This is a genomic window from Pseudothermotoga sp., assembly GCF_031962025.1.
GTDB lineage: Bacteria > Thermotogota > Thermotogae > Thermotogales > DSM-5069 > Pseudothermotoga_B.
Window position 1 is genome coordinate 21,003 of the sequence record NZ_JAVRKW010000002.1, and the last position, 20,014, is coordinate 41,016.

Annotated in this window: 23 protein-coding genes; 10 read left to right on the forward strand and 13 right to left on the reverse strand. The window is 41.4% G+C overall.

What is annotated here, in order from left to right:
• Nucleotides 1-28: 28 nt before the first annotated feature.
• Entirely contained in the window at nucleotides 29-754 is a 726-nt protein-coding gene (locus AC4E92_RS01970; RefSeq protein WP_490238911.1) for an SDR family NAD(P)-dependent oxidoreductase, read from the forward strand.
• Between the two features lies 1 nt (nucleotide 755).
• On the opposite strand, the gene AC4E92_RS01975 is transcribed toward AC4E92_RS01970, so the two are convergent.
• Both AC4E92_RS01975 and AC4E92_RS01980 read right to left on the reverse strand, forming a co-directional pair.
• A complete protein-coding gene (locus AC4E92_RS01975) occupies nucleotides 756-2,279 on the reverse strand; it encodes a sensor domain-containing diguanylate cyclase (RefSeq protein WP_490238912.1) in 1,524 nt (507 codons plus the stop codon).
• Nucleotides 2,280-2,411, reverse strand: coding sequence for a hypothetical protein (locus tag AC4E92_RS01980; protein WP_490238913.1), 132 nt, complete (start codon nucleotides 2,409-2,411; stop codon nucleotides 2,280-2,282). It lies immediately after the preceding gene.
• A 139-nt stretch (nucleotides 2,412-2,550) separates the two neighbouring features.
• Between AC4E92_RS01980 and AC4E92_RS01985 the strand changes: the two genes are divergently transcribed.
• The 3 genes from AC4E92_RS01985 to AC4E92_RS01995 are packed head-to-tail and all read left to right on the forward strand — an operon-like array spanning nucleotide 2,551 to nucleotide 4,856.
• Nucleotides 2,551-3,456 (forward strand): ABC transporter substrate-binding protein, encoded by a 906-nt coding sequence (locus AC4E92_RS01985; RefSeq protein WP_490238914.1) that lies wholly within the window; start codon nucleotides 2,551-2,553, stop codon nucleotides 3,454-3,456.
• A complete protein-coding gene (locus tag AC4E92_RS01990; protein WP_490238915.1) occupies nucleotides 3,437-4,186 on the forward strand; it encodes an ABC transporter permease in 750 nt (249 codons plus the stop codon). Before AC4E92_RS01985 ends, AC4E92_RS01990 begins: the two co-directional genes overlap by 20 nt.
• Nucleotides 4,170-4,856, forward strand: coding sequence for an ABC transporter ATP-binding protein (locus AC4E92_RS01995; protein ID WP_490238916.1), 687 nt, complete (start codon nucleotides 4,170-4,172; stop codon nucleotides 4,854-4,856). The genes AC4E92_RS01990 and AC4E92_RS01995 overlap by 17 nt, the downstream gene beginning before the upstream one ends.
• Here AC4E92_RS01995 and AC4E92_RS02000 read toward each other — a convergent pair.
• The gene (locus tag AC4E92_RS02000; protein WP_490238917.1) at nucleotides 4,849-5,217 is read right to left on the reverse strand and encodes a GIY-YIG nuclease family protein; all 369 of its coding nucleotides are present in this window, start codon (nucleotides 5,215-5,217) and stop codon (nucleotides 4,849-4,851) included. The two genes, AC4E92_RS01995 and AC4E92_RS02000, sit on opposite strands and share 8 nt — an antisense overlap.
• 73 nt (nucleotides 5,218-5,290) lie before the next feature.
• Here AC4E92_RS02000 and AC4E92_RS02005 point away from each other — a divergent pair, with 73 nt between their 5' ends.
• From AC4E92_RS02005 to AC4E92_RS02015, 3 genes are all read left to right on the forward strand, one after another.
• The gene (locus AC4E92_RS02005) at nucleotides 5,291-5,767 is read left to right on the forward strand and encodes a metallophosphoesterase (RefSeq protein WP_490238918.1); all 477 of its coding nucleotides are present in this window, start codon (nucleotides 5,291-5,293) and stop codon (nucleotides 5,765-5,767) included.
• Nucleotides 5,768-5,973: 206 nt separating this feature from the next.
• Nucleotides 5,974-7,548, forward strand: a complete 1,575-nt coding sequence (locus AC4E92_RS02010) for a bifunctional aspartate carbamoyltransferase catalytic subunit/aspartate carbamoyltransferase regulatory subunit (protein WP_490238919.1) — start codon at nucleotides 5,974-5,976, stop codon at nucleotides 7,546-7,548.
• An 18-nt stretch (nucleotides 7,549-7,566) separates the two neighbouring features.
• On the forward strand, nucleotides 7,567-8,337 hold the full coding sequence (locus AC4E92_RS02015; protein ID WP_490238920.1) for an SDR family NAD(P)-dependent oxidoreductase: 771 nt from the start codon (nucleotides 7,567-7,569) through the stop codon (nucleotides 8,335-8,337).
• Nucleotides 8,338-8,339: 2 nt separating this feature from the next.
• Here the strand turns inward: AC4E92_RS02015 and AC4E92_RS02020 are convergent, their stop codons facing one another.
• Together AC4E92_RS02020 and AC4E92_RS02025 are read right to left on the reverse strand one after the other, a co-directional pair.
• Nucleotides 8,340-9,284 carry a dipeptidase gene (locus AC4E92_RS02020; RefSeq protein ID WP_490238921.1) on the reverse strand — a complete coding sequence of 315 codons (945 nt, stop codon included), beginning with the start codon at nucleotides 9,282-9,284 and terminating at the stop codon, nucleotides 8,340-8,342.
• Between the two features lie 81 nt (nucleotides 9,285-9,365).
• Nucleotides 9,366-9,758 carry a GNAT family N-acetyltransferase gene (locus AC4E92_RS02025; RefSeq protein ID WP_490238922.1) on the reverse strand — a complete coding sequence of 131 codons (393 nt, stop codon included), beginning with the start codon at nucleotides 9,756-9,758 and terminating at the stop codon, nucleotides 9,366-9,368.
• Between the two features lie 208 nt (nucleotides 9,759-9,966).
• On the opposite strand from AC4E92_RS02025, the gene AC4E92_RS02030 reads away from it, so the two are divergent.
• Complete coding sequence (locus AC4E92_RS02030; RefSeq protein WP_490238923.1) at nucleotides 9,967-10,452, forward strand: adenosine-specific kinase; 486 nt, start codon at nucleotides 9,967-9,969, stop codon at nucleotides 10,450-10,452.
• A 60-nt stretch (nucleotides 10,453-10,512) separates the two neighbouring features.
• On the opposite strand, the gene AC4E92_RS02035 is transcribed toward AC4E92_RS02030, so the two are convergent.
• On the reverse strand, nucleotides 10,513-11,769 hold the full coding sequence (locus tag AC4E92_RS02035; RefSeq protein WP_490238924.1) for a hypothetical protein: 1,257 nt from the start codon (nucleotides 11,767-11,769) through the stop codon (nucleotides 10,513-10,515).
• 198 nt (nucleotides 11,770-11,967) lie between these two features.
• Here AC4E92_RS02035 and AC4E92_RS02040 point away from each other — a divergent pair, with 198 nt between their 5' ends.
• A complete protein-coding gene (locus tag AC4E92_RS02040; protein ID WP_490238925.1) occupies nucleotides 11,968-12,135 on the forward strand; it encodes a hypothetical protein in 168 nt (55 codons plus the stop codon).
• Here the strand turns inward: AC4E92_RS02040 and AC4E92_RS02045 are convergent.
• Nucleotides 12,126-12,605, reverse strand: coding sequence for a flavodoxin domain-containing protein (locus AC4E92_RS02045; RefSeq protein WP_490238926.1), 480 nt, complete (start codon nucleotides 12,603-12,605; stop codon nucleotides 12,126-12,128). The genes AC4E92_RS02040 and AC4E92_RS02045 overlap by 10 nt on opposite strands.
• Nucleotides 12,606-12,680: 75 nt before the next feature.
• Here AC4E92_RS02045 and AC4E92_RS02050 point away from each other — a divergent pair, with 75 nt between their 5' ends.
• Entirely contained in the window at nucleotides 12,681-13,787 is a 1,107-nt protein-coding gene (locus AC4E92_RS02050) for an MFS transporter (protein WP_490238927.1), read from the forward strand.
• A gap of 46 nt (nucleotides 13,788-13,833) precedes the next feature.
• On the opposite strand, the gene AC4E92_RS02055 is transcribed toward AC4E92_RS02050, so the two are convergent.
• The 6 genes from AC4E92_RS02055 to AC4E92_RS02080 form a co-directional block, all read right to left on the reverse strand.
• Complete coding sequence (locus AC4E92_RS02055) at nucleotides 13,834-14,718, reverse strand: hypothetical protein (RefSeq protein WP_490238928.1); 885 nt, start codon at nucleotides 14,716-14,718, stop codon at nucleotides 13,834-13,836.
• Nucleotides 14,712-16,490 carry a cobalamin B12-binding domain-containing protein gene (locus tag AC4E92_RS02060; RefSeq protein ID WP_490238929.1) on the reverse strand — a complete coding sequence of 593 codons (1,779 nt, stop codon included), beginning with the start codon at nucleotides 16,488-16,490 and terminating at the stop codon, nucleotides 14,712-14,714. The genes AC4E92_RS02055 and AC4E92_RS02060 overlap by 7 nt, the downstream gene beginning before the upstream one ends.
• Nucleotides 16,487-16,717 (reverse strand): hypothetical protein, encoded by a 231-nt coding sequence (locus AC4E92_RS02065; RefSeq protein ID WP_490238930.1) that lies wholly within the window; start codon nucleotides 16,715-16,717, stop codon nucleotides 16,487-16,489. The genes AC4E92_RS02060 and AC4E92_RS02065 overlap by 4 nt, the downstream gene beginning before the upstream one ends.
• A gap of 9 nt (nucleotides 16,718-16,726) precedes the next feature.
• Nucleotides 16,727-17,575 (reverse strand): diaminopimelate epimerase, encoded by an 849-nt coding sequence (dapF, locus tag AC4E92_RS02070; protein WP_490238931.1) that lies wholly within the window; start codon nucleotides 17,573-17,575, stop codon nucleotides 16,727-16,729.
• A gap of 85 nt (nucleotides 17,576-17,660) precedes the next feature.
• Nucleotides 17,661-18,569 (reverse strand): diaminopimelate dehydrogenase, encoded by a 909-nt coding sequence (locus AC4E92_RS02075; protein ID WP_490238932.1) that lies wholly within the window; start codon nucleotides 18,567-18,569, stop codon nucleotides 17,661-17,663.
• Between the two features lie 63 nt (nucleotides 18,570-18,632).
• The gene (locus AC4E92_RS02080; protein ID WP_490238933.1) at nucleotides 18,633-20,009 is read right to left on the reverse strand and encodes a hypothetical protein; all 1,377 of its coding nucleotides are present in this window, start codon (nucleotides 20,007-20,009) and stop codon (nucleotides 18,633-18,635) included.
• Nucleotides 20,010-20,014: the final 5 nt, after the last annotated feature.

The window sequence follows — 20,014 nt, forward strand, 5'->3', positions numbered from 1 at the left end:
ATTTTACCGGATAAAGAAGGTGAGAAAAGTGAAACAGATAAAGGTAGCTGTAATAAGTGGAGGAGCCAAAAATATTGGCAAAGGAATTGCCCTTAAATTCTTAAACAACGGCTGGAAGGTGGGAATTATTGATTTAGATGAGCAGGCACTGAGTGAATTTCCCGTCAAAGACGGTGTCTTTCTCTACTCAGGTGATGTCTCAGACGAATGTGCGGTGAAAGAATTCTACGGTCAGTTGAAAATGAAATTCGGCAGACTTGATGTTGTTGTTAACAACGCGGCGGTTGGTGGGTTCAAAGATTTTTTGCAACTCACCGCAGCAGAATGGAGACGGGTTATTGATATTAATCTAACAGGTTATTTTTTAATGGCACGTTTCGGTGCACCTTTGATACTGGAAAATCCCGGCAGAGGTGCGATTGTAAACATTTCTTCTACAAGAGCACTGATGTCTGAACCGGGTAATGAAGCGTACAGTGCATCGAAAGCCGGCATAATCGGTCTGACCCATGCAATGGCAAACTCTCTTGGACCAGCTATCAGGGTTAATGCCGTGTGTCCCGGCTGGATCTTGCACGAAAATGAAGCCATCAGCCAAAAGGAGCACCAGCAGCATCTCACAGGAAGAGCGGGTACAATTGAAGATATAGCCAATCTGGTTCTTTTTCTTTCAGATGAGACAAAAAGTGGCTTTATAACCGGTCAGTACTTTGTAGTTGATGGCGGTATGACCAAAAAAATGATATACGTGTGAATTACCTAACCCTTGCACATATCAGATTGTTCTTTTTTGCATAGTACATCGCAGAATCTGCATTTCTTATAAGCTGGTCTATGTCTTCACCATCCTGTGGATACTCTGCTATACCTACGTTGGCAGAAACGTGCAGGATTTTACCGTCGATATTGATCGGTTCTTCAATAAGTTCAATCAAACGCTGCACAAAACGTTCGGCTTCAGCCGCCGAACAATCATAGAGTATCATGACAAACTCATCTCCACCGAATCTTGAAACAAGATCACTGCCTCTAATTGTCTTTTCCAGCCTGCTTCCTATTATCTTGAGCACTTCATCACCAAACTGGTGTCCATACTCATCGTTGATCTTTTTGAATTTGCACAGGTCCATGAACAAAACACTCGCTTTTTTACCTTCTCTTTTTGCAAGCGAAATCATTTTCTCGCCGAATTCTTCAAACATTCTTCTGTTCGCAAGTCCCGTTAAAGCATCATGAAATGAAATGTACTCCATCAGCTCTTGCTTTTCTAAAAGCTGTTTTTCAAGATTTATCCTCTGCGTAACTATTGCAAGGTGATTTGCAAACAGTTTTGCAAGTTTCACAGATTCTTCAGTGAAGGCATCTTCTTTTTCAAAGTTATCTAAATTGAAAAGAATCACAACTTCTGATTTTATCTTAACAGGTACTATGAGAGTGGTTTTTATTTCATCTATTCGCCCGAATTTTTTGAGAATTTCCAATCTTTCTGCCGGCACATTTGACTCATCGTACTGTTTCAAATTTTTTCTTATAAAAAAATCTTCAGAGGTCCAATGGGAGACTTCTTGAACGGTGAAAGAAATTTTTGAGAGTTCCTTTAGATCATATCCGACCGCAGCCACGTAAAAATACCGCTCATTTTCCCTGACAAGAACAGTACCACCCTGAGCGCCCGGCACGATGTCTATTGCACCTTCAAGCAGTACCTGATAGGGTTTATCTATCTTTCCTTCAAGGTATTTTCCCGTCAAATCCATGATGACTTCCAGAGCCTTTCTTTCTCTTTCTGCTTTTTTAAACAAAGCTCTATGGATAGAAAATTTAACTCTGATGTCGCTCCATATAGAATACAAGAAAACTATGATCGAGACCAGCAAAGAGTTCAGAAAAGAAAAAACATCCAGATCTGAAGTTGTACGCTGATATTTCAAGCCAAACACAAAATCTTTTCCTGATTTGCTGATTTTGATATTTTTGATACCAAGAAAATCGAGTATTTCCTGGGAATCTACAACCGCGAGCACCACTTTACCGGGCATATAGAGGCTGAGATCTTCGGTATAGATATTGAATCTGATCATCAGATTCTCATCAAATGTTTCTATTTGATATAGCCTATCAGTGTACTGATTGGTCTGCAAAATCTTGAGCTCTTTTATCTGAGAAAATTCTTGCTTTATACCTGTGAAAAGTTTTTCAATAGATTGTATATCGTTTTTGGAAAACAACTCAAAGGTATAGTCTCGCTGAAAATACATGGCGCTTATGTATTTAGCCATCTATTCCACTCTGGTCGAATAAAGTGTTTTTGCCAGCTCAAGGCTGTGCTCAAATCTCTGATGGTTCATCAAGGCAAGTACAGTGAGAGCAACTACAAAGACAATGACAAACAAAAAAACCTGTCGAATCATTCAAACACTCCCTACAATCTTCTCTCAAAAGTAATATACCACTATGCTAATATGGATGATTGCCAGCACATTTTTTAGACTCGAAAAACAGTGGTCAGTTTGCTTTGAACAATGATAAAATTAAAAACGAGGTGGTTTGATGAAAACATTTGTATTACTTACATTGCTTTTTGCGGTGAGTGCCTTTTCTTTGAATGTCCTTGTTCCTGCAGGTCCAACTGTGGTAAGTGTAGCGGCTCTGCTTGAAGGTAAAGTGAGTTCAAATGTTCCACTTAAAATCGACTTCTGGCGGACACTTGATCAGGTGAATACACAAATAGTTTCCAGATCAGCTGACATAGTAATTTTGCCGGTTTCGATCGGAACCAGTTTGTATTTGAAAAAAGTGGATTTGAGACTTGCCGCCGTGACACTCTGGAGCGGTTTTTACATAGTAGCGAAAGATATCAAACTGAATTCTGTTGAAGATCTCAGCAATCAGGAAATCTATACACCTCAAGGTAAAGGACAGACAGGTGATGTTTTAATAAGGTTTTTGGTGAACAAATTCAATCTTTCAAATACTTCCATAAAATATGCTGCCCAGAATGAAATAGTAGCACTCATGAGCGCTGGAAAGGTGAAGATAGCGGTACTTCCAGAACCATTTGTCTCACTCGCATTGAATAACGCGTCTGCATCGATCGCATTTGATTTACAGCAGATCTGGTCACAACTCACAGAAAGAGCGGCTGAAGTGCCTATTACTGGCATTTTCGTCAGAGGAGAGCTGGTTCAGGATGAAAATATCCTTCAGGCGCTTGAAGCGATCAAAAAATCGATAGATTATGCTGTGCAAAATCCGGTTGAGATTTCTCAGCTTTCTGCAAAATACTTGGGTGGTATGAGTCCAGAAATCATAGCACAATCTCTGAAAAGATCTCTGTACGAGTATCGATCTGCAAAAGATCAGAAGGAAAATATCACCTTTTATCTGAACACAGTCAAGCAGATCGAACCAGAGGCAGTGCCAGAACTTCCAGACGATGCTTTCTTTGCGTTCTAAATGGTTTTTATTTGGGATAATTTTTCTTTTATGTCTCTGGTATATAGCATCGATCCTTGTTGGATCTTCTTTAATTTTCCCGGGTCCAGATCTTGTTTTTGCACAGATTTTTAAGCTCGCAAAGACCGGGCAGCTGTTCGTCTATTTATGGCAAACTTTTTACAAAGCATTTTTAGGCATGTTACTGGCTTTACTGATAGGTTTGCTTTTGGGATTTGCGATAGGCATCTCACAAAAGCTGTATGAACTGTTTCGGCCGCTTTTGATGATTGTTCGATCTGTTCCAATCGTCTCATGGCTGAGTACGGTGATACTTCTGTGGGGTATAGGATGGAAAGGTGTGGTTTTCATTGTGTGTGTTACCCTGCTGCCCGGGGTGATCTTCAACATCGCCGAAGGTGTGAGATCGGTCGATGTCAGATTGCTTGAGATGGCAAAGATATATTCAGTTCGAAAAAGAAAGATTTTCCAAAAAATCTATCTTGGTTCGATCCTGCCGTTTTTGCTGTCTGCTATAAATGTTAGTATCGGTACTATGTGGAAGGCTGCCATTGTTTCTGAATATCTGATCGGTGACAGTGGTCTTGGATTGCAGATCTTTCAATCAAAATTCTACATAGACACTCCGTCGGTTTTTGCCTTTACCATCAGCGCTGTTCTGTTTGGACTTGCACTTGAATTGATTTTTTCGTTGTTCTGGGAGAGATATTTTGGTGAAAAAAGTTCTTGAACTGTCAGGCGTGTGCAAAAACTTTGGAAAATTAGAGGTTTTGAAAAATATCAATCTGACTTTATACGAAGGTCAGTCGGTGTCAATAGTTGGTAAATCTGGCTGTGGAAAAACCACGCTTTTGAGAATCATTGCCGGTGTCGAAAATCCGACATTCGGTGAGATCAAAAGGGATTTCAACAGTATCGGCTATGTTTTTCAGGAAGATCGTCTGATACCGTGGTGCACGGCTTTTGAGAATCTGCTCTTTGTCTGTGAAGATCACGAGCAGGTAATGAACGCACTCAAATTGGTAGGGCTTGAGCAATTTAAAGATTACAAGCCAAAAAAATTGAGCGGTGGCATGAAACAACGCCTGAACTTAGCACGTGCCGTGGTTAGAAAACCCGATTTGATGCTGCTTGATGAGCCGTTCCAGAGCCTTGATCTTGTGACCAAATCCAAGTTAATAGAAGATCTAAAGCGAATTTTAAGAGAGCTTCAGACAACTTATATAATGGTAACCCACGATATAAGAGAAGCTGCATGCTTATCTGAAAAAATATACATCCTTTCTGGACAGCCGGCGATGATAGTCAAGCAAATAGATCTGGACAGAAAGATCACAGATTTATTCGATCCAGAAATTTTGAAAATCGAGCAGCAGGTTATATCTTTAAGCTCTAAGTGATTTTGTACAGATCAATGAGCAGTGCTGCCAGTTTTTCAGGATCGTCTATCTTATAGAGATTTGTCTTTACAGGTAGATCACTTGACCCAAAACCTTCTGGACCGGTGAAGTGTTTCGCAAGTTCCTTGGAAAATACAAGCTCTTTTCTTTTGTCAGGGAAAATGAAAACTGACAAAACGATCGAATCTTTCAACAAATAATCGATGTGCCAGTGAAGCTTTTTGCGAGTGCTCAAGTGTCTACAGACTCTTTTTTGCAGGTTATTCATCGCTGAACCCACATAGACATACAGACCTTTTTGAATTTGCCATTTTTTTCCACAGTCGATCTGCAAATCTTTTTTAACTTTTATCAAAAGCATGTATGTGCCTTTCAGAAAAATCTCCCCGTATTTATACTACCATCGGTGATAAAATCTTCCCGGGGGTGTTAAGATGTGGATGGTAATTTCCGATACCCATGATAACCTTGAAAAGATCAGACACTTTGTCCAGGAAGCCAACAAAAGAAATGTCACTCACGTGTTTCATTGCGGAGATATCATTTCTCCATTTGCCCTTGCCGAATTCACAAAAGGTAATTTTGATTTCCATGGAGTTTTCGGGAACAACGATGGTGAAGTGATATTGCTCAACCAAAAGTCATCCGGAAGGGTCAGAAAAGGTCCACTTGAACTTGTTATAGACGGGTACAGAGTCCTTCTGATGCACGAACCATGTGCACTCGAAGCATTACTCGAGTCTAATTACTACGATTTCATTTTCTACGGTCATATTCACAAAGTCGATATCAGAAAAAGCGTCAAGACTGTGCTCATAAACCCCGGTGATGCAAGTGGTTATCTTTCAAATCAGGCAACTGTGGTATTTGTGAACCCGCAGACCAAGGAGATAGAAGTCTACCGCGTCTAAAACAGATATTGACTTTTGTGGATTGGTGAGATAATCTAAATATCGAATATGAAAACTTTGAAAACAGTAAAAATACCGTGCCTGTTTTTTGAAATTGAACAATTATTTCAAAAAGCACATAGTTGCCAGTTGTTTTTTATTTTCAAATTCTGCACTCGATAAAGGTCAGCGAAAGCTGACCTTTTTTATTTTATGGAGGTGCTGGTATGAAAAGTTTTCGAAGCCGAACCCTTGCGGTGATCAGAGATTTCACCGTCGATGAACAGCTCTTTGTTTATCAAAAGACAAAGGAGCTGAAGCAAAAATGGCTCAAAAAAGAAGATCTGAGCGAGTTTCAGATCAAAGAAGGTGTGAATATCTACATCGTCTTTGTTGAGCCAAGCACAAGAACAAAAGAATCTTTCATAAACGCGGCAAGGTTTCACAAAAATGCCAGGGTGAATATCTTCGATGCAGAACATTCTTCTTTCAACAAAAACGAAAGCTATGTCGACACATTCAGCATGCTGACAAGCTACGGAGATTATTCGATTTTCGTTGTCAGGACAAGGCTTGAAGGTGTTCCAAGACTTTTAGAAAGAAAAGTAGGAGAATTTGCACAAAGACATGGTATAGAAAAACCCGCTTTCATAAACGGTGGCGATGGAAGACATGAACATCCAACACAGGAACTGTTAGATGAATACACCTTTCTTGAACAGAACAATTTCGACAACTCACACATCAGGATTGCTTTAATAGGAGATTTACTGCACGGCAGGACTGTGCATTCGAAAGTGGATGGTTTAAGGGTCTTCAAAAACGTCGAGGTCGATTTAATTGCCCCGGAGCAGATTCAGATGCCAGAACACTATGTCGAAAAAATGAGATCAAACGGCTTTGAAGTGAGAAAATTTTCCTCTATAGATGAATATCTCTCAAGCACAGACACCGCAAAAATATGGTATTTCACCAGATTGCAACTTGAAAGAATGGGAGAAGATATTCTTGAAAAGGAACATATTTTGAGAAAGGCTGTAACTTTCAGAAAAGACATGCTCGACAAAGTAAAAGAAGGAACGAAATTCTACCACCCTCTGCCCAGACCCAAAGTAAACCCGGAGATACCAACTTTTCTGGACGAACTGCCTCTGAACGGCTGGGAAACCCAGGCGAGAAATGGTTTCTGGGTGAGAGTTGTTTTGCTGTCAATGCTCGGTGGAGCTATCGAAATGGAGTGCGATGAGCCATCAACTGTTCAGAAAGAGGAAGACGAATACGAATTCATAATACCGGCTCAGATAGTCCACGGAACAAAAGGCGTCGCAAAGGAAGGAAAGCGCGGTATCAAGCCCATTGAAAATGGAACTGTGATAGATCACATAGCCAAAGGGAAGAGTCCCGAGGAAATTTTCAACACAGTGGTAAAGATCAGAAAAATTCTAAAGCTCTATGATTGTGATAGCGCCGATGGTATTTTCAAATCTGCCGATGGAAGCTATAAGGGTTATATCAGTTTACCGGACAGATACCTGAGCAAAAAAGAGATCAAGAAACTTTCGGCAATCGCACCAAATACAACGGTCAACATCATAAAAGATGCTTCTGTGAAAGAAAAATACCGCATCAAATTGCCTCCAAGGATATACAACTTTGACGAAATCAGATGCAAAAACGAAAACTGTATAACCCACCCGAAGAACAACGAAAATGTCGGTGCGTCATTTGTGAGAATTGGCGATAAGTTAGTCTGTGAGTACTGTGAAACACCGCATGAATACAGCGAAATATGGATAATCTGACAGCAGGAGTGGTAACATATGAATTTAGCGGATTTCAAATGGGCTCTGATCACTGGTGCTTCATCGGGAATCGGGAGAGAATTTGCCATCCAGCTTTCAAAAAAAGGTCTCAATATAATCGCGGTTGGGAAAAATGAAGAAAGATTGGCGCAAACTGTCGAAACTGTGAAAAAAATTTCAGATGTAAAGATCATCAGTTATGCAGTTGACCTTTCACTGCAGGAGAATGTCCGGTCATTGATTGTCGATCTTTCAAAATATCAGATCGATCTTTTGATCAACAACGCTGGTTTTGGTCTTTATGGAGAATTCACAGAACTTGAACTGAGTGATATTGAAAAGATGATCGAGGTTAACATCAAAACTCTGACTGTGCTCAGCCACGTTTTTTCCAAGCAAATGATCGCAAGAAAATTCGGTGGAATTATAAACATCGCTTCAGTTGCCGGGCATATACCATTACCATATTTCAGCGCCTATGCCGCAACCAAAGCTTATGTGTATAATTTCTCGCTTGGACTCTGGGCTGAGTTGAGAAAACACAACATTCATGTCCTGTGCGTTTCTCCAGGACCAACGGAAACGAGATTTTTCGAAAGGGCTTTTAGAAATCAAAATCTGCAAAAATTCGGTTCTCGCATGCAGCCAGATGAAGTTGTTTCGGGCGCGCTCAAAGCCTTTGAAAAAGGTAAAGCTGTGTATGTCCCTGGTTTGAAAAACAAACTCATCACCTTTTTGGGCAAAAAGCTTTTGCCGGATAGATTCATTGCCACAGTTGCTGGTGGCTGAACTCAAATCGTTTTTTGCAAAAAGCTGATGAAGTTGAGCCAGGCTATTTTTTCTATATCCTGTTCGTCAAAGCCATTCTTTCTGAGATACTCAATCAGGGCTGGTACTCTGGTGACATCTTCCAGCCCTGCTGTTTGTTTCCTGTTGTTGCTTGTTGGCAGATAATCAAAGAAATCAAAACCAAAGCAGATGTGATCAACTCCAATCAAACCGGCAACATAAGTTACGTGTTCAGCTACTTTTTCCATGGATGGATTTTTCAGATCCACAATTTGTGGAAGCGCGCTTATACCTATCAAACCACCTGATTGTGCCACTGCTTTGATCTGTTCGTCCTTTAAATTTCGTGGAACAGGACACAAAGAATACGCGTTCGAATGTGTTGCGATGAAAGGTCTGTCGGCAATTTTCACAACGTCCCAGAAACTTCTTTCACTCAAATGAGAAACATCAAGAACAATTTTCAGATTTTCCATGATTCTAACTGCTTTTCTGCCAAGATCGCTCAAACCTTTTGAACTATCGTCGCAACCACAACCTGCCGCAAGCAAATTCACTTCGTTCCAGGCAAGACTGATTATTCTAAACCCAAGATCATAAAGCGTTCCTATGAAATCTATATTACTTCCAATACCAACTAAACCTTCCACACTTGAAACAACTAAAATCTTTTCATCTTTCAAAGCCTCACTGATTTGCAAGCTATTTTCTACAAAAACCAGCTCATCGCTTTTTGTTTCTCTGATGTATTTTGATCTGATCCCGATCATCCGCATAAACTTTTCCGTGGGATTTTCATCCTTCGGATTTGTCCACACTGCGGCGTTTATCCCGCATATATTCCCAATCCTTAATCTCTCAAGATGATACGACAGCAATACATTTTCCCCATGATTTTTCAAATAAACATCGTACCAAATATCTGAATGACCGTCGAATACCTTCATTTATATCACCCTCTTACAATATTATGGCACTATTCAGCTCTTTCAAAGAGTGCGATTCTGAGAACATACAACAGTATTTTTTCAGGATGAAATTTTGAACGACATTCTTTCAAAACAAAATTCGCTATTGTGAATTTTTATTCTACTTTCACCGATTTTTTCAAAACCCATTCTTTTATACAGGGCTTTCGCCAGATCGTTTTGTTTTTCAACATCGAGTATTATTCTGCCACACCCCTGCTGCTTTGCAATTTTGAAAGTGTATTCAACAAGTTTCTTTCCAAGTCCCATCGATCTGAACTTTGGATAGATCGCTATATTGCTCAGGTAAAAATCACCTTTTGAATGTCTGCCCAAGGTTCGATCGATCTTGACCATAGCCAGAAGTCTGCAAAGTCCTATCTTTCTTAGTAACAACCTTCCAGTGTTGATTCTGCACCTTCTTGCATAATCGTGAGAATAACCAACTATCACTCCAAAAATTTGCCCTTCGATTAAGCCAAAATATGTACATTCGTGGCTGAAAAGGTTTTAAGGTGTTTTCAAGAAAATCTTCACCGTCATAAGAACAAGCTCGGCAAAATCATCGGCATGAGATTTTTTTGCCTTGATAAACTGTGTATACAAAAAACTCCCCCTAAAAAGTATACTCTACATAGAATAAGTTACTGGAGGTGGTTGGATGAATCTGGAAATCGTTCAGATTGATATTCCAGAGGGTGCAAATGTCATAATAGGGCATTCTCACTTCATCAAGACTGTTGAAGATCTATACGAAGTTGTGGTGACTACAAACCCGAATATGAAATTTGGGCTTGCATTCAACGAAGCAAGTGGTCCATGTTTGGTGAGATACGAAGGTAATGATCAGGATCTGATCAACACAGCAATCGAAAATGCAAAAAAGGTCGGAGCAGGACACCTTTTTGTCCTTCTGATTAAGGATGGATATCCAATTAACATATTAAACCAGATTAAAAACACTCAGGAAGTGTGCACAATCTTTGCAGCCACTGCAAATCCGCTTCAAATAATAGTGGCACAGACAGACCAGGGAAGGGCTGTTCTTGGTGTGGTCGACGGCTATTCAGTCAAAGGTGTAGAATCGGAAAAAGACAGAGAATGGAGACACAACTTCTTAAGGCAGATCACCAAATACAAAAAATAGCTGGCTGATGCCAGCTTTCATCAACATTCAACGCAGTAAACTCAATATTCACAGTCTGCTCTATTGGTGGTTGGTGGCTGGCTTGACTTTTACCAGCAACATATCTCCACCGCCGTGTGATCTTGCTCTAAATCCTGCAACATACGAATAGGACACACCGGCAACAAGATAGCTGTTATCAAGAACCTGCAGGGCATAAGCAATTTCGTCCATATCATCTCCTATGCATTTTTGCCAGACAAGATCACCTTTTTTGTCTGTCTTTACGATCCAATAATCACTCCCGTGGTGCTTTTCACCGACATCACCATCGTCAGACCAGGTTGTCCCAGCCAGAACATAACCGTCATCGGTTTCAACCACTTTCTGAGCGATATCATCAGAACTTCCACCGTATGTTTTCAAAAATTCTCTATTCGCTTTTGCATCGAATTTCATCAACACAAAATCAGCCGCGCGTGATTTACCATTTATCTGTTCAGACCAGCTCACACCGCAGACTGCAAAACCTCCATCTTTTGTTGGAATGACATTTGTTGCTTGATCCCAATCACTTCCACCAAAGGTCTTTTGCCATATCAGCTCACCCTTTTGTGAAACCTTTACAAGCCACATATCTGCGGAACCGTTGTTGAATTGAACATCTTTATCACAGGACTTTGTCATACCGACAACAACATACCCATCTTCCAGCTTTGCAAGGCTGAACGCCGTGTCCCAGTCACTACCACCAAAGGTTCTATCCCACAGAATATTGCCCTGATAATCTGTTTTGACAATCCAGAAATCTTCCGATCCACAACAGGTCGTGTAGCCGGCAAACACATATCCGTCATCCTCAATCACATCAAAAGCCGTTTCATAACCTTTTGTCCCATAACACTTTTTCCATTCAAGATTACCCTTGCTGTCGTATTTCACAAGCCACGTGTCCTGTCCACCGTACTGAACAGGAAAATCACCATCTTGAGAATCACTTATCACGGTTGCTATGAACCCACCGTCCGTTGTTGGCTTGACACAAATTGCACCGTCAGTGCCGCTGCCGCCAAGTTCCTTCTGCCAGATTAACTTCCCGTCCTTTGATAACTTAACCAATAGGGCGTTTTGATCACCATAACCGGTCCATCCGGCGACGATAATTCCATCTGAAAGCGTAGCCACGTTGTAAGCTATGTCTCTTGAAGTTTTTCCTATGAACCCAAGCCACTGAACGTTGTCTGTGCGCGTGGATCTTTCGTATGGGATCAAAAAAATCATCAGCAAAAACAGTACTCCTATGATTATCACAGTCCAGAACGCAGAAACCTTTGCCACAAAACCACCTCCCTGTTTATTTTAATACCAACCCTGCCAAAATTTCTGTGTAAAAGTATCAATATTTTTGATAGTCACTTAATTATTATTGAGAATAATCAAAATATACATCATATATATAATTAGTACTTAAAAATATTGAAAATGGACTTGACATTTTTTGAGTGCAGTGATAAAATTTTTTCGGAGGTGATATCAATGATGGAATACTTGATAGCAAAAGCAAGGATCGACGAGCTTCTGAAGGAGGCTGAAACTGAAAGAATGCTGAATCAGCTGAAAAAACAGATCAGGGTTATCAGGGGTTCAAATGTTAACAGCCAGAAAACCGCTGAACAGACAAGACATTCAAAAACTCATGTCTGATTCATCAATTTTTCTGCAAAGTCCAAAATCTTTTGAGTCCTAATACCAAACTGCGGCTTGGCTCTTTTTTCAATCTGCCTGAGTATGAATCTGAACAGAAAATTCATTCTTTGATAATTCAACTCACCTCCAAAGAAATCCTTCACCCTGACAATGCTTAAAAGTTCTCTGTCAAAATTACTGTTTATGTATTGATCAAAGTGTTTTTGTTCGCCAAGCATGCACAAATAGATACCAACTTTCTTTTCTTTGATCTTTTGAAAGTTCATAGACATGAACCTTTTGATCTTTTTACTTATGTGACCGGCGTGCACATAACTGCCAATCACAATGCAATCATAACTCTCAAGGCTGGGTAATCTTTGCTCTGAGATATTTACCATATCAGCATTTTGCAGTTTCTCGGCGATTATTTTTGCACATTTTTCAGCTGTTCCAGTATAAGTATCATAAACAATAAGAGTTTTCATACAATTACCCTGCTGCAATTATACTCTTTGCGGTACAATAATTATAAAACTGATTATGCGAAGAAGGGTTAATCGATGTTCTTTGCTCTCTGTGTTCTTGAAGCGCTTGTGTATTCGGTTATGGCTTGCTCCACGCTCATGAGCCAGTATTTTGCTTTTTCGGGGTTCTCCCCACTTCAACTTGGTTTTATCATGGCTTTACCTTCTTTGACCTCGATTTATGCCAACTTTATATACTTCAACATCGGTGCCAGATTTTCTATCAGAAAAACTGTGATGCTTTTTTCACTGTGCGCCAGTGCATCACTCTGGTTTGTATTTTTATCAAAGGGTTTTTACCTGAAATTTCTGTTCATGATCATTTTGACTTTTTTTCAGGGTGCACTATTGCCACTTATCGAATCTGCTATGATCGATTATTCACACAGTTCATCTTTATCTTACAACAAAATAAGAATCTGGGGTACTATCGGATATACCATCACTGCGTTCATCGCTGGCAGGATTGTTAAATCTGGTTTTGTGTGGTTTTTTGCGATCTTTTCAGCAATTTTCTTGATGATAAATGTTCTTTCCAGGTTACTTCATCAAAAAACTGCAGAGCGACAGAAAACAAAATTGAAAGCTGTGAGCAAAAGCTTTTTGTTGCTTTTTGCCATAGTCACAGCATGTGTCGGATTTAACCTGTTTAACAGCGTTTTTTTGCCAGTTTTAGTCAAAGAGAGATCGTATGATCCGTCGCTGGTTGGAACAACACTGTCTTTGATGGCACTCAGTGAACTACCATTTCTTTTGAACGCAGAAAAAATACGCACAAGATTGAAAAGCAATGTCCTTTTTATGACAGGCGTTTTCGTAATTGGTATGAGACTTGTTCTTGTACCTTTGAGCTGGTCTCAAACAAGTCTTATACTCATCCAGATGCTTCATGGCTGGACTTTCATAGTGATATACTATTCAACGATTCACCTGATGAGAGAAAAACTAAAAGGACAGGCTCTTTTATACACGCAGGCGCTTTTCTGGATAGCCCTTCAGGGCATAGGACCGTTGATCGGCTCGACAATCGGAGGAGTTGTTGTAGAAAAGATGGGAACAGATAACACGTATTTGCTTTTTGGAATGTTATGTCTTGGCATGGCAGTTTATTCAGTTTATTTTTTAAAAAGGCACTTTGAATAAGTGAGCTACCGTCCATCTGTGCAGGTATGGACTTTTTGCTTTGTTGCTATATATTGCATCTTCTGAGAAGCTCACACAAAAGATTCTCTTCTTTGTTTACGTCAATACAGACAACATCGAGTTCCTTTTTAAGCCTGTCAACTACCTGTGATATATCTAATTTTGATAGCTGATATCCTTCAACTCGCCGTTCTGGATAGCACGGATTGACTGTTACACACAGCAATTTTGGTTTTCTCTTCACGGCAATGTCCAGCTTTTCCAGCAACTTCTCGAGCTTTGCATAGTCATCCATTAAAATCAAGTGTATCGGTGATTCTACCAGCAAAGATTTGTCTGAGCAAGACAGTAATTTATCAACACCAACAACACCAAAAAACTGTATCCTGTTTCTGTCATCTGCTTGCGGCAGCATAAAGGCTTTTACCATAAATCTTGTTTCAGCAACGAGTTCATTCAGGTCTGTAGTTCTTGCGGCTCCCGTTGCTATAATCACATAATCCACATACTGAAACGGCACCATTCTGTTTATAGCTCCATCGACCAGCAGGAAATCTACCGCGTAGAGCTGAATCTTTTTCATCACATCTAAAAGATCATCACTTGAGTTTGGACCGACAAGCACAGCCGTACCAAGTTCTTTTACTCTGTAGATACAAATCTTTCCCATAGGGGTTTTCAGGGGCAGGTTCTCAAGCAGTTCCAACTTCGCAGTCGAATGACGTGCTGCCCGTTCACTTGTTACCACCACGGTACCTTCATCGACGACAACTTTGGGTTTTGGTAAACCTGTAACATGATCAAAGTCTTCGCCGTCAAAACCAATACTGGTTACTGCGAGTTTTTTATCGCTCAAACATCTGATAACCGCACCCAGGGCTGTCGTTTTACCTGTGTTCTTGGCTGTTCCCAGAATCCCGATCGTCAGCATTTTCTGACCGTTCCCCTGCCTGCCCTGCCGGGGTTTGCTCCTTCTTCTCTGGTTCCAAATAAACCTTCGTACAGTGATGCCACAAAATCACCGCGTTCGGCAACTTTCCTGAGAGTATCGTAGATTCCATCTTTAATCATCTGTGCATACTCAAAGGCTTGTTTTGTTGGTTCTATCTTTGTTTTTCCGAAGAATCTAAACGCATCGGCGATGGCTCTGAGACTATCTATTCTTGCAGAGGTCGTTATAGCGCCTCTTGCATAAGCTTCATCTGTTGAAGATACGGTTATAGCATCGAGCTCAAGTGATTTTCCAAGGGCTGCATGGAGGGCTGTTGTCATAGCTGATTGCACCCTATCTTCTGTATGGGTCATAAAACCGATTGGTTCTCCGGGCCATATAGGAGCGTCGATGATCTGTCTCAAAGCAAGGACTTTGCCGACATTGTAATCCACATAATTGTCCTGCATATATCCGTTTATGATGGCATCTGGAGAATAACAGAACAAAGGCTTGAGTATAGGTCTTGCGCCGAGTTTCACACCCAGGTATGCCACAACGATCATCCCTGCAAATGCCTTTGGCGCTGGAACTCCACCGAGTTCTTCGTTTGTGGGTAAATCAAACGGCATTTTGAATCTCGCCGCAAGTTTTATAGAAAAAACACCATCGACTGTGAGCCTCTCTGGATCTGTACCGCCGTTCAGTGACCCATAGACTATGTTGATCTTTGTGAGATCAGCCCCGGCTTCGTGCGCAAGTAAAACTGTCTCTGGTGTGTTAACACCTCTGTGAGCACGCACACACCACAGTGTTGAGTCATCCAGAGCAGATTTTATGAGTTTGAGATTTTCGAGCGTTATGATCGAGCCATCTTCTTCGTGTGCCAGCAACCCTTCTAACAGACCTTCGCATCTTGCACCCCAGGATGGGTCAAAGTGCAAAACTCCATCTGCACCCCAGGCTTCACTGATTTTTATGTGCATCGCATCCATGAATGGACAGCCCGTGCCGTACTGCACAAAAATCAGTGGCATTTCAGTACTATGACGCAGTGTCCTTGACTGATAGGAAATTTTACCGATCAATCGGCTTAGCTTGTCGATTTCCTCCTGAGTGATCAATCTAACACGTTTTGGAACAGTTCTTTCTCTGTAATAAGACCTGACAGGATCATCGCACAGCTTTGTATATTCATCCCAAAGATCTTCACCGCTGATGATTCTTTCTCTGATCATCGCTCTTTCAATACCCGGACTTGTTCTTTCAGACGCCCACTGAATTATCTGGTCGGTTATTTTTTCAAGAAGATCGACAAACGCGCTGTCCTTGATTTGATAGGTATATCCCTGTGTAATGTCTCTTTTGACTTTCTTTACACCATTGCCCTGCGCTGATAATTCTCTACCTTCCACATAGGCAATTACCTCTTCCCAGCGCGTTTTTTCTCCAAAACCTGCATCATAACCGAGTTCTGCGGCAAGCTCTCTGGTTATCGCTTTGCCACCAACAACAACTTTGCATCTTCTTCTCAACCCCGACGCATCCAGAAGATCTATGAACCTTCCTAAAAGTTCCGCGGCATTGTAACCAAGTGTCCTGCTGACCATTATGTAATCGGGTAATTCTTTCTGGCATATTTCGATTATCTCTTCCATTTTCATATCCGGTGGCAGCAAAATGGTCTGGTAACCTCGCCGGGAAAATTCCCGATTTAGCATCTTCAAAGCAACATCGTGAACAGGGTCCAGTGGTACCAGAACTATCTTCATTTTTCACCGCCCCCATCGATCCAGCCGTATTTATCACCCGGTCTGTACACATAAGCTCTGAGTCTGATTCTTGCAGCAAAACCATTGTGCTCCACAAAGACCACATCGACGTCCTTAAAACCAAAAGACTTCATCATCTGGATACCAATATCACGAGCCTGCTGTTCGCTTTCAGATAACAGGGTGGTTTCAACATCCACCGCATCTATTACATATTCTTCGAACATTAAATCACCTCACTCTTTTAAAGCACCATCCATGATATAACCCTGTGCCACAACTCTCGCATCGCCTTCTAAATAAATATCCTTGAAAAAAGATGAAACCATCTTGAAACCAACTTTCAAATTACCTCCTCTTGCTCGAACCAAAACTGGAGACTGCACCTTTGAAAGAAGGTGAGATACCAGACAGGAAGCGATTGAACCTGTCCCACAGGCAAGTGTTTCGTCCTCCACACCGCGCTCGTAAGTTCTTATGGTTATTTCATTTCTGCCAGAGATTTTCACGAAATTCACGTTTGTACCATTTGCAAAGACATCTGTGCAGTATCTGAGCCTTCTTCCAAGATCTTTTAAAAGATCGTCACTCATCGATTCAACATCCTGTGTATATACAACTGCATGTGGAACTCCCACAACTGCAAAATGATATTCAATCTCACCAAAGCCAAAATCGTGGTGTTGGTTCAATTTGAAAAAATTCACATCCAAGTCTGGAAAAATCACTCTCACATTCTCGCCGATGATCAGAGCCTCGTATATACCTGAAATGGTTTGAAATTTCATCCTTTCACGTGCAACACCTGAAAGATAAGCAAACTTTGAAACACATCGAGCACCATTACCGCACATTTCACCTTCGCTTCCATCTGAATTGAAATACCTCATTTTGAAGTCCGCCTTATCTGAGTTTTCAAGAATTATCAAGCCATCCGCACCTATCGATTTTCTTCTGCGGCAAACTAATCTCACAAAATCTTTTATATCCATATCAAGATCTTTGAGAATACCTTCTCTGTTGTCTATCAAAATAAAATCATTGCCAGCACCATTCATCTTCACAAATTTCACTTTCATCAACATTCAGCGCAGTCAATCTCATCTTCTGTAAGATAAAAAATGCGCTGTGTCCTCCTTTCTAAATAAACGGTGGACATTTGACTGATATTTACAGCAATCTACATAGCAAATCATCTTTTTCACCACAGAGAAAATCGATCACAGGTATCTCAGGAAGCGTGTAGCATCCGGGCTTTTGTTTCACAGTAGCCCTTGCCGCAGCAACCATTACCTGTGCTGTCGCGGCTGGATTGTTCACCCACATGTGAAATTCCATTCTCTGATTGCAGGCTTTAGCCGAAGTACCTTTGCGCTCTATCTTTACACAGTGACCCATATCCACCAGTCTGCTCACATCATTCACCTGATTTATGTAAAGCTCATCGTGTGAGAAATAGGGGTCTTGGGCTATTTTCTTTGCGACATCTGCAAAATCATATCCCTCTTTCAACTGAACATAAACAACCCTTGAATGCATTCCCATGCCTTTTGGATAGGTTATCGAAATGGCATCTTTTACACCTTCTATACGTTTCACAGCCACAGTATGACCCATGCTCATACCGGGTCCGAAATTCGTCCAGGTGATACCTTTTGGAGCTATTATTTCAAAAATCACCCTTATGATCGAATCAGTTCCAGGATCCCAGCCGGCAGATATGATCGAAACGGCACCGCTTTCTTTTGCGATTTTGTCAAGGTCTTTCTTTAAACGTATAGCACCCTCTGCACCGTGTATATCGTAAGCATCGACGGTGTTTATGCCTCTTCTCAGATACTGCGGTGCAATATGCGGAACAGCTCTACTGTCAATTGCCAGAATGGCGACATCGGGTTTGATAAAATTTTCAACGCTGTCGGATATGGGTATGTTTTTGAATTCTTCTTTTAGCAAATTGATTTTCTCAGATATCTCAACTATGCCGACCAACTCCATATCTTCGCTCTGAGAAATACAATCAAAGACAGCACGCCCAACATTACCCATGCCGACAATCGCAACTTTTATCCTGCTCATTAATTCATTCTCCTTTCCAAGGCTGATTGGTTCTTTTAAAGGGGGACAAAAGTCCCCCTTTTATCACATGAGTATCATCGCCACTATCGTTGCACCAACAAATCCGAGAATAACTGGTACGAAGTTTTTCCTTGCAATTTCTTCTGGCTTTGTTTTACAAACAGCAGCCACTGCGATTAAAGCCCATGGAACTATGGTACCTCCACCGGTGTTAACAGCCGTGAGCTGTCCAAGAGCCGCAAGAACAGATGACTTTACTTTGGCTGCGGCGCCAAGTCCTCCTGCAAGGGTACCCATCAGGGGTAAGCCTGAAAATCCCGAACCGTCAAGACCTGTGATTGCACCAATAACAGCCTGCATTGGAGCAACAGCAAATCTATTAAGTGGTACCTTGGCAGCGAGTGCATTGCTCAAATCAAAAAGTAAAGGTCTGCCAGCACTTCCAAATATTTGTGCTGCAGGACCACCACCCATGTAGAACAAAGCGGCTATGACAAAAACTGGTGCAAAGATTTTCACACCGAACATGAATCCTTCTCTGAGAAAATCAACACCAAGTTCAAGGCCCTCTGTTTTGTACTGTACGAGCGTGAATACGAGTAAAAGCAATGCCGCTGTACCACCAAGTAGTGCCGTCGCATCCCCGCCACGAAGTTTCAGAGCGAGCATGAGTACTATATCGAGTAAAAATGCCATAGTCACTACAACAGCCTCGGCTTTTGCAAAAGCACTGTGCTCAGTACTTTTACTCTTTACAACGCTTTCTCCAAAAATCTCTATATCTTTCTTTGGATCATACCCTTTGTTCGCCTTCATCGTGAAATAGTAAGTGAGTGGAATTGCAATCACTGCCCAAACGATGATCAATGGTACCATGGAACTCATAACTGTACCAACAGGTAATCCCGCCGCCTTAGCCGTCAGTGTTGGCGCACCTTGAATTACAAAATCCGTTGTCAGTGATATACCATAAGCAAACATGGCTATCGCTACGCCCGCTCCCACTGGAGATAGTCCGGCACTAACCGCAACTGGAACCAGCAAGCTTCCTATCAGAGCAACTGCGGGGGTGGGCCATATAAAGAGAGCGAGAATGGCTGTGATGATACCTACGAACCAAAAGGCAGAATTCGGTCCTTTAATGGGTTTCCCAAGCGTTCTTATCAATACAGCTGCGGCTCCGCTTTTCTCCATCTGCTTGGAAAGGGCAACCATCAAAGAAATAACCACAACAATGCCCATCAGTTCATTTGCCGTGACCACAATAGCATTGAAAACTGACTGAACTGCACCCAAGAAAGAGCCCGTCACTGCCCAGCCAACACACAGAGCGCCAATGATACAAATGAGTGGGGTGTCCTTTCTCAGAAACATGGTTACCACAACTGCAGCCATGAAAAATAAATACAACCAGTGAGCCAATGTGAGCTCCACCGCCATAACCC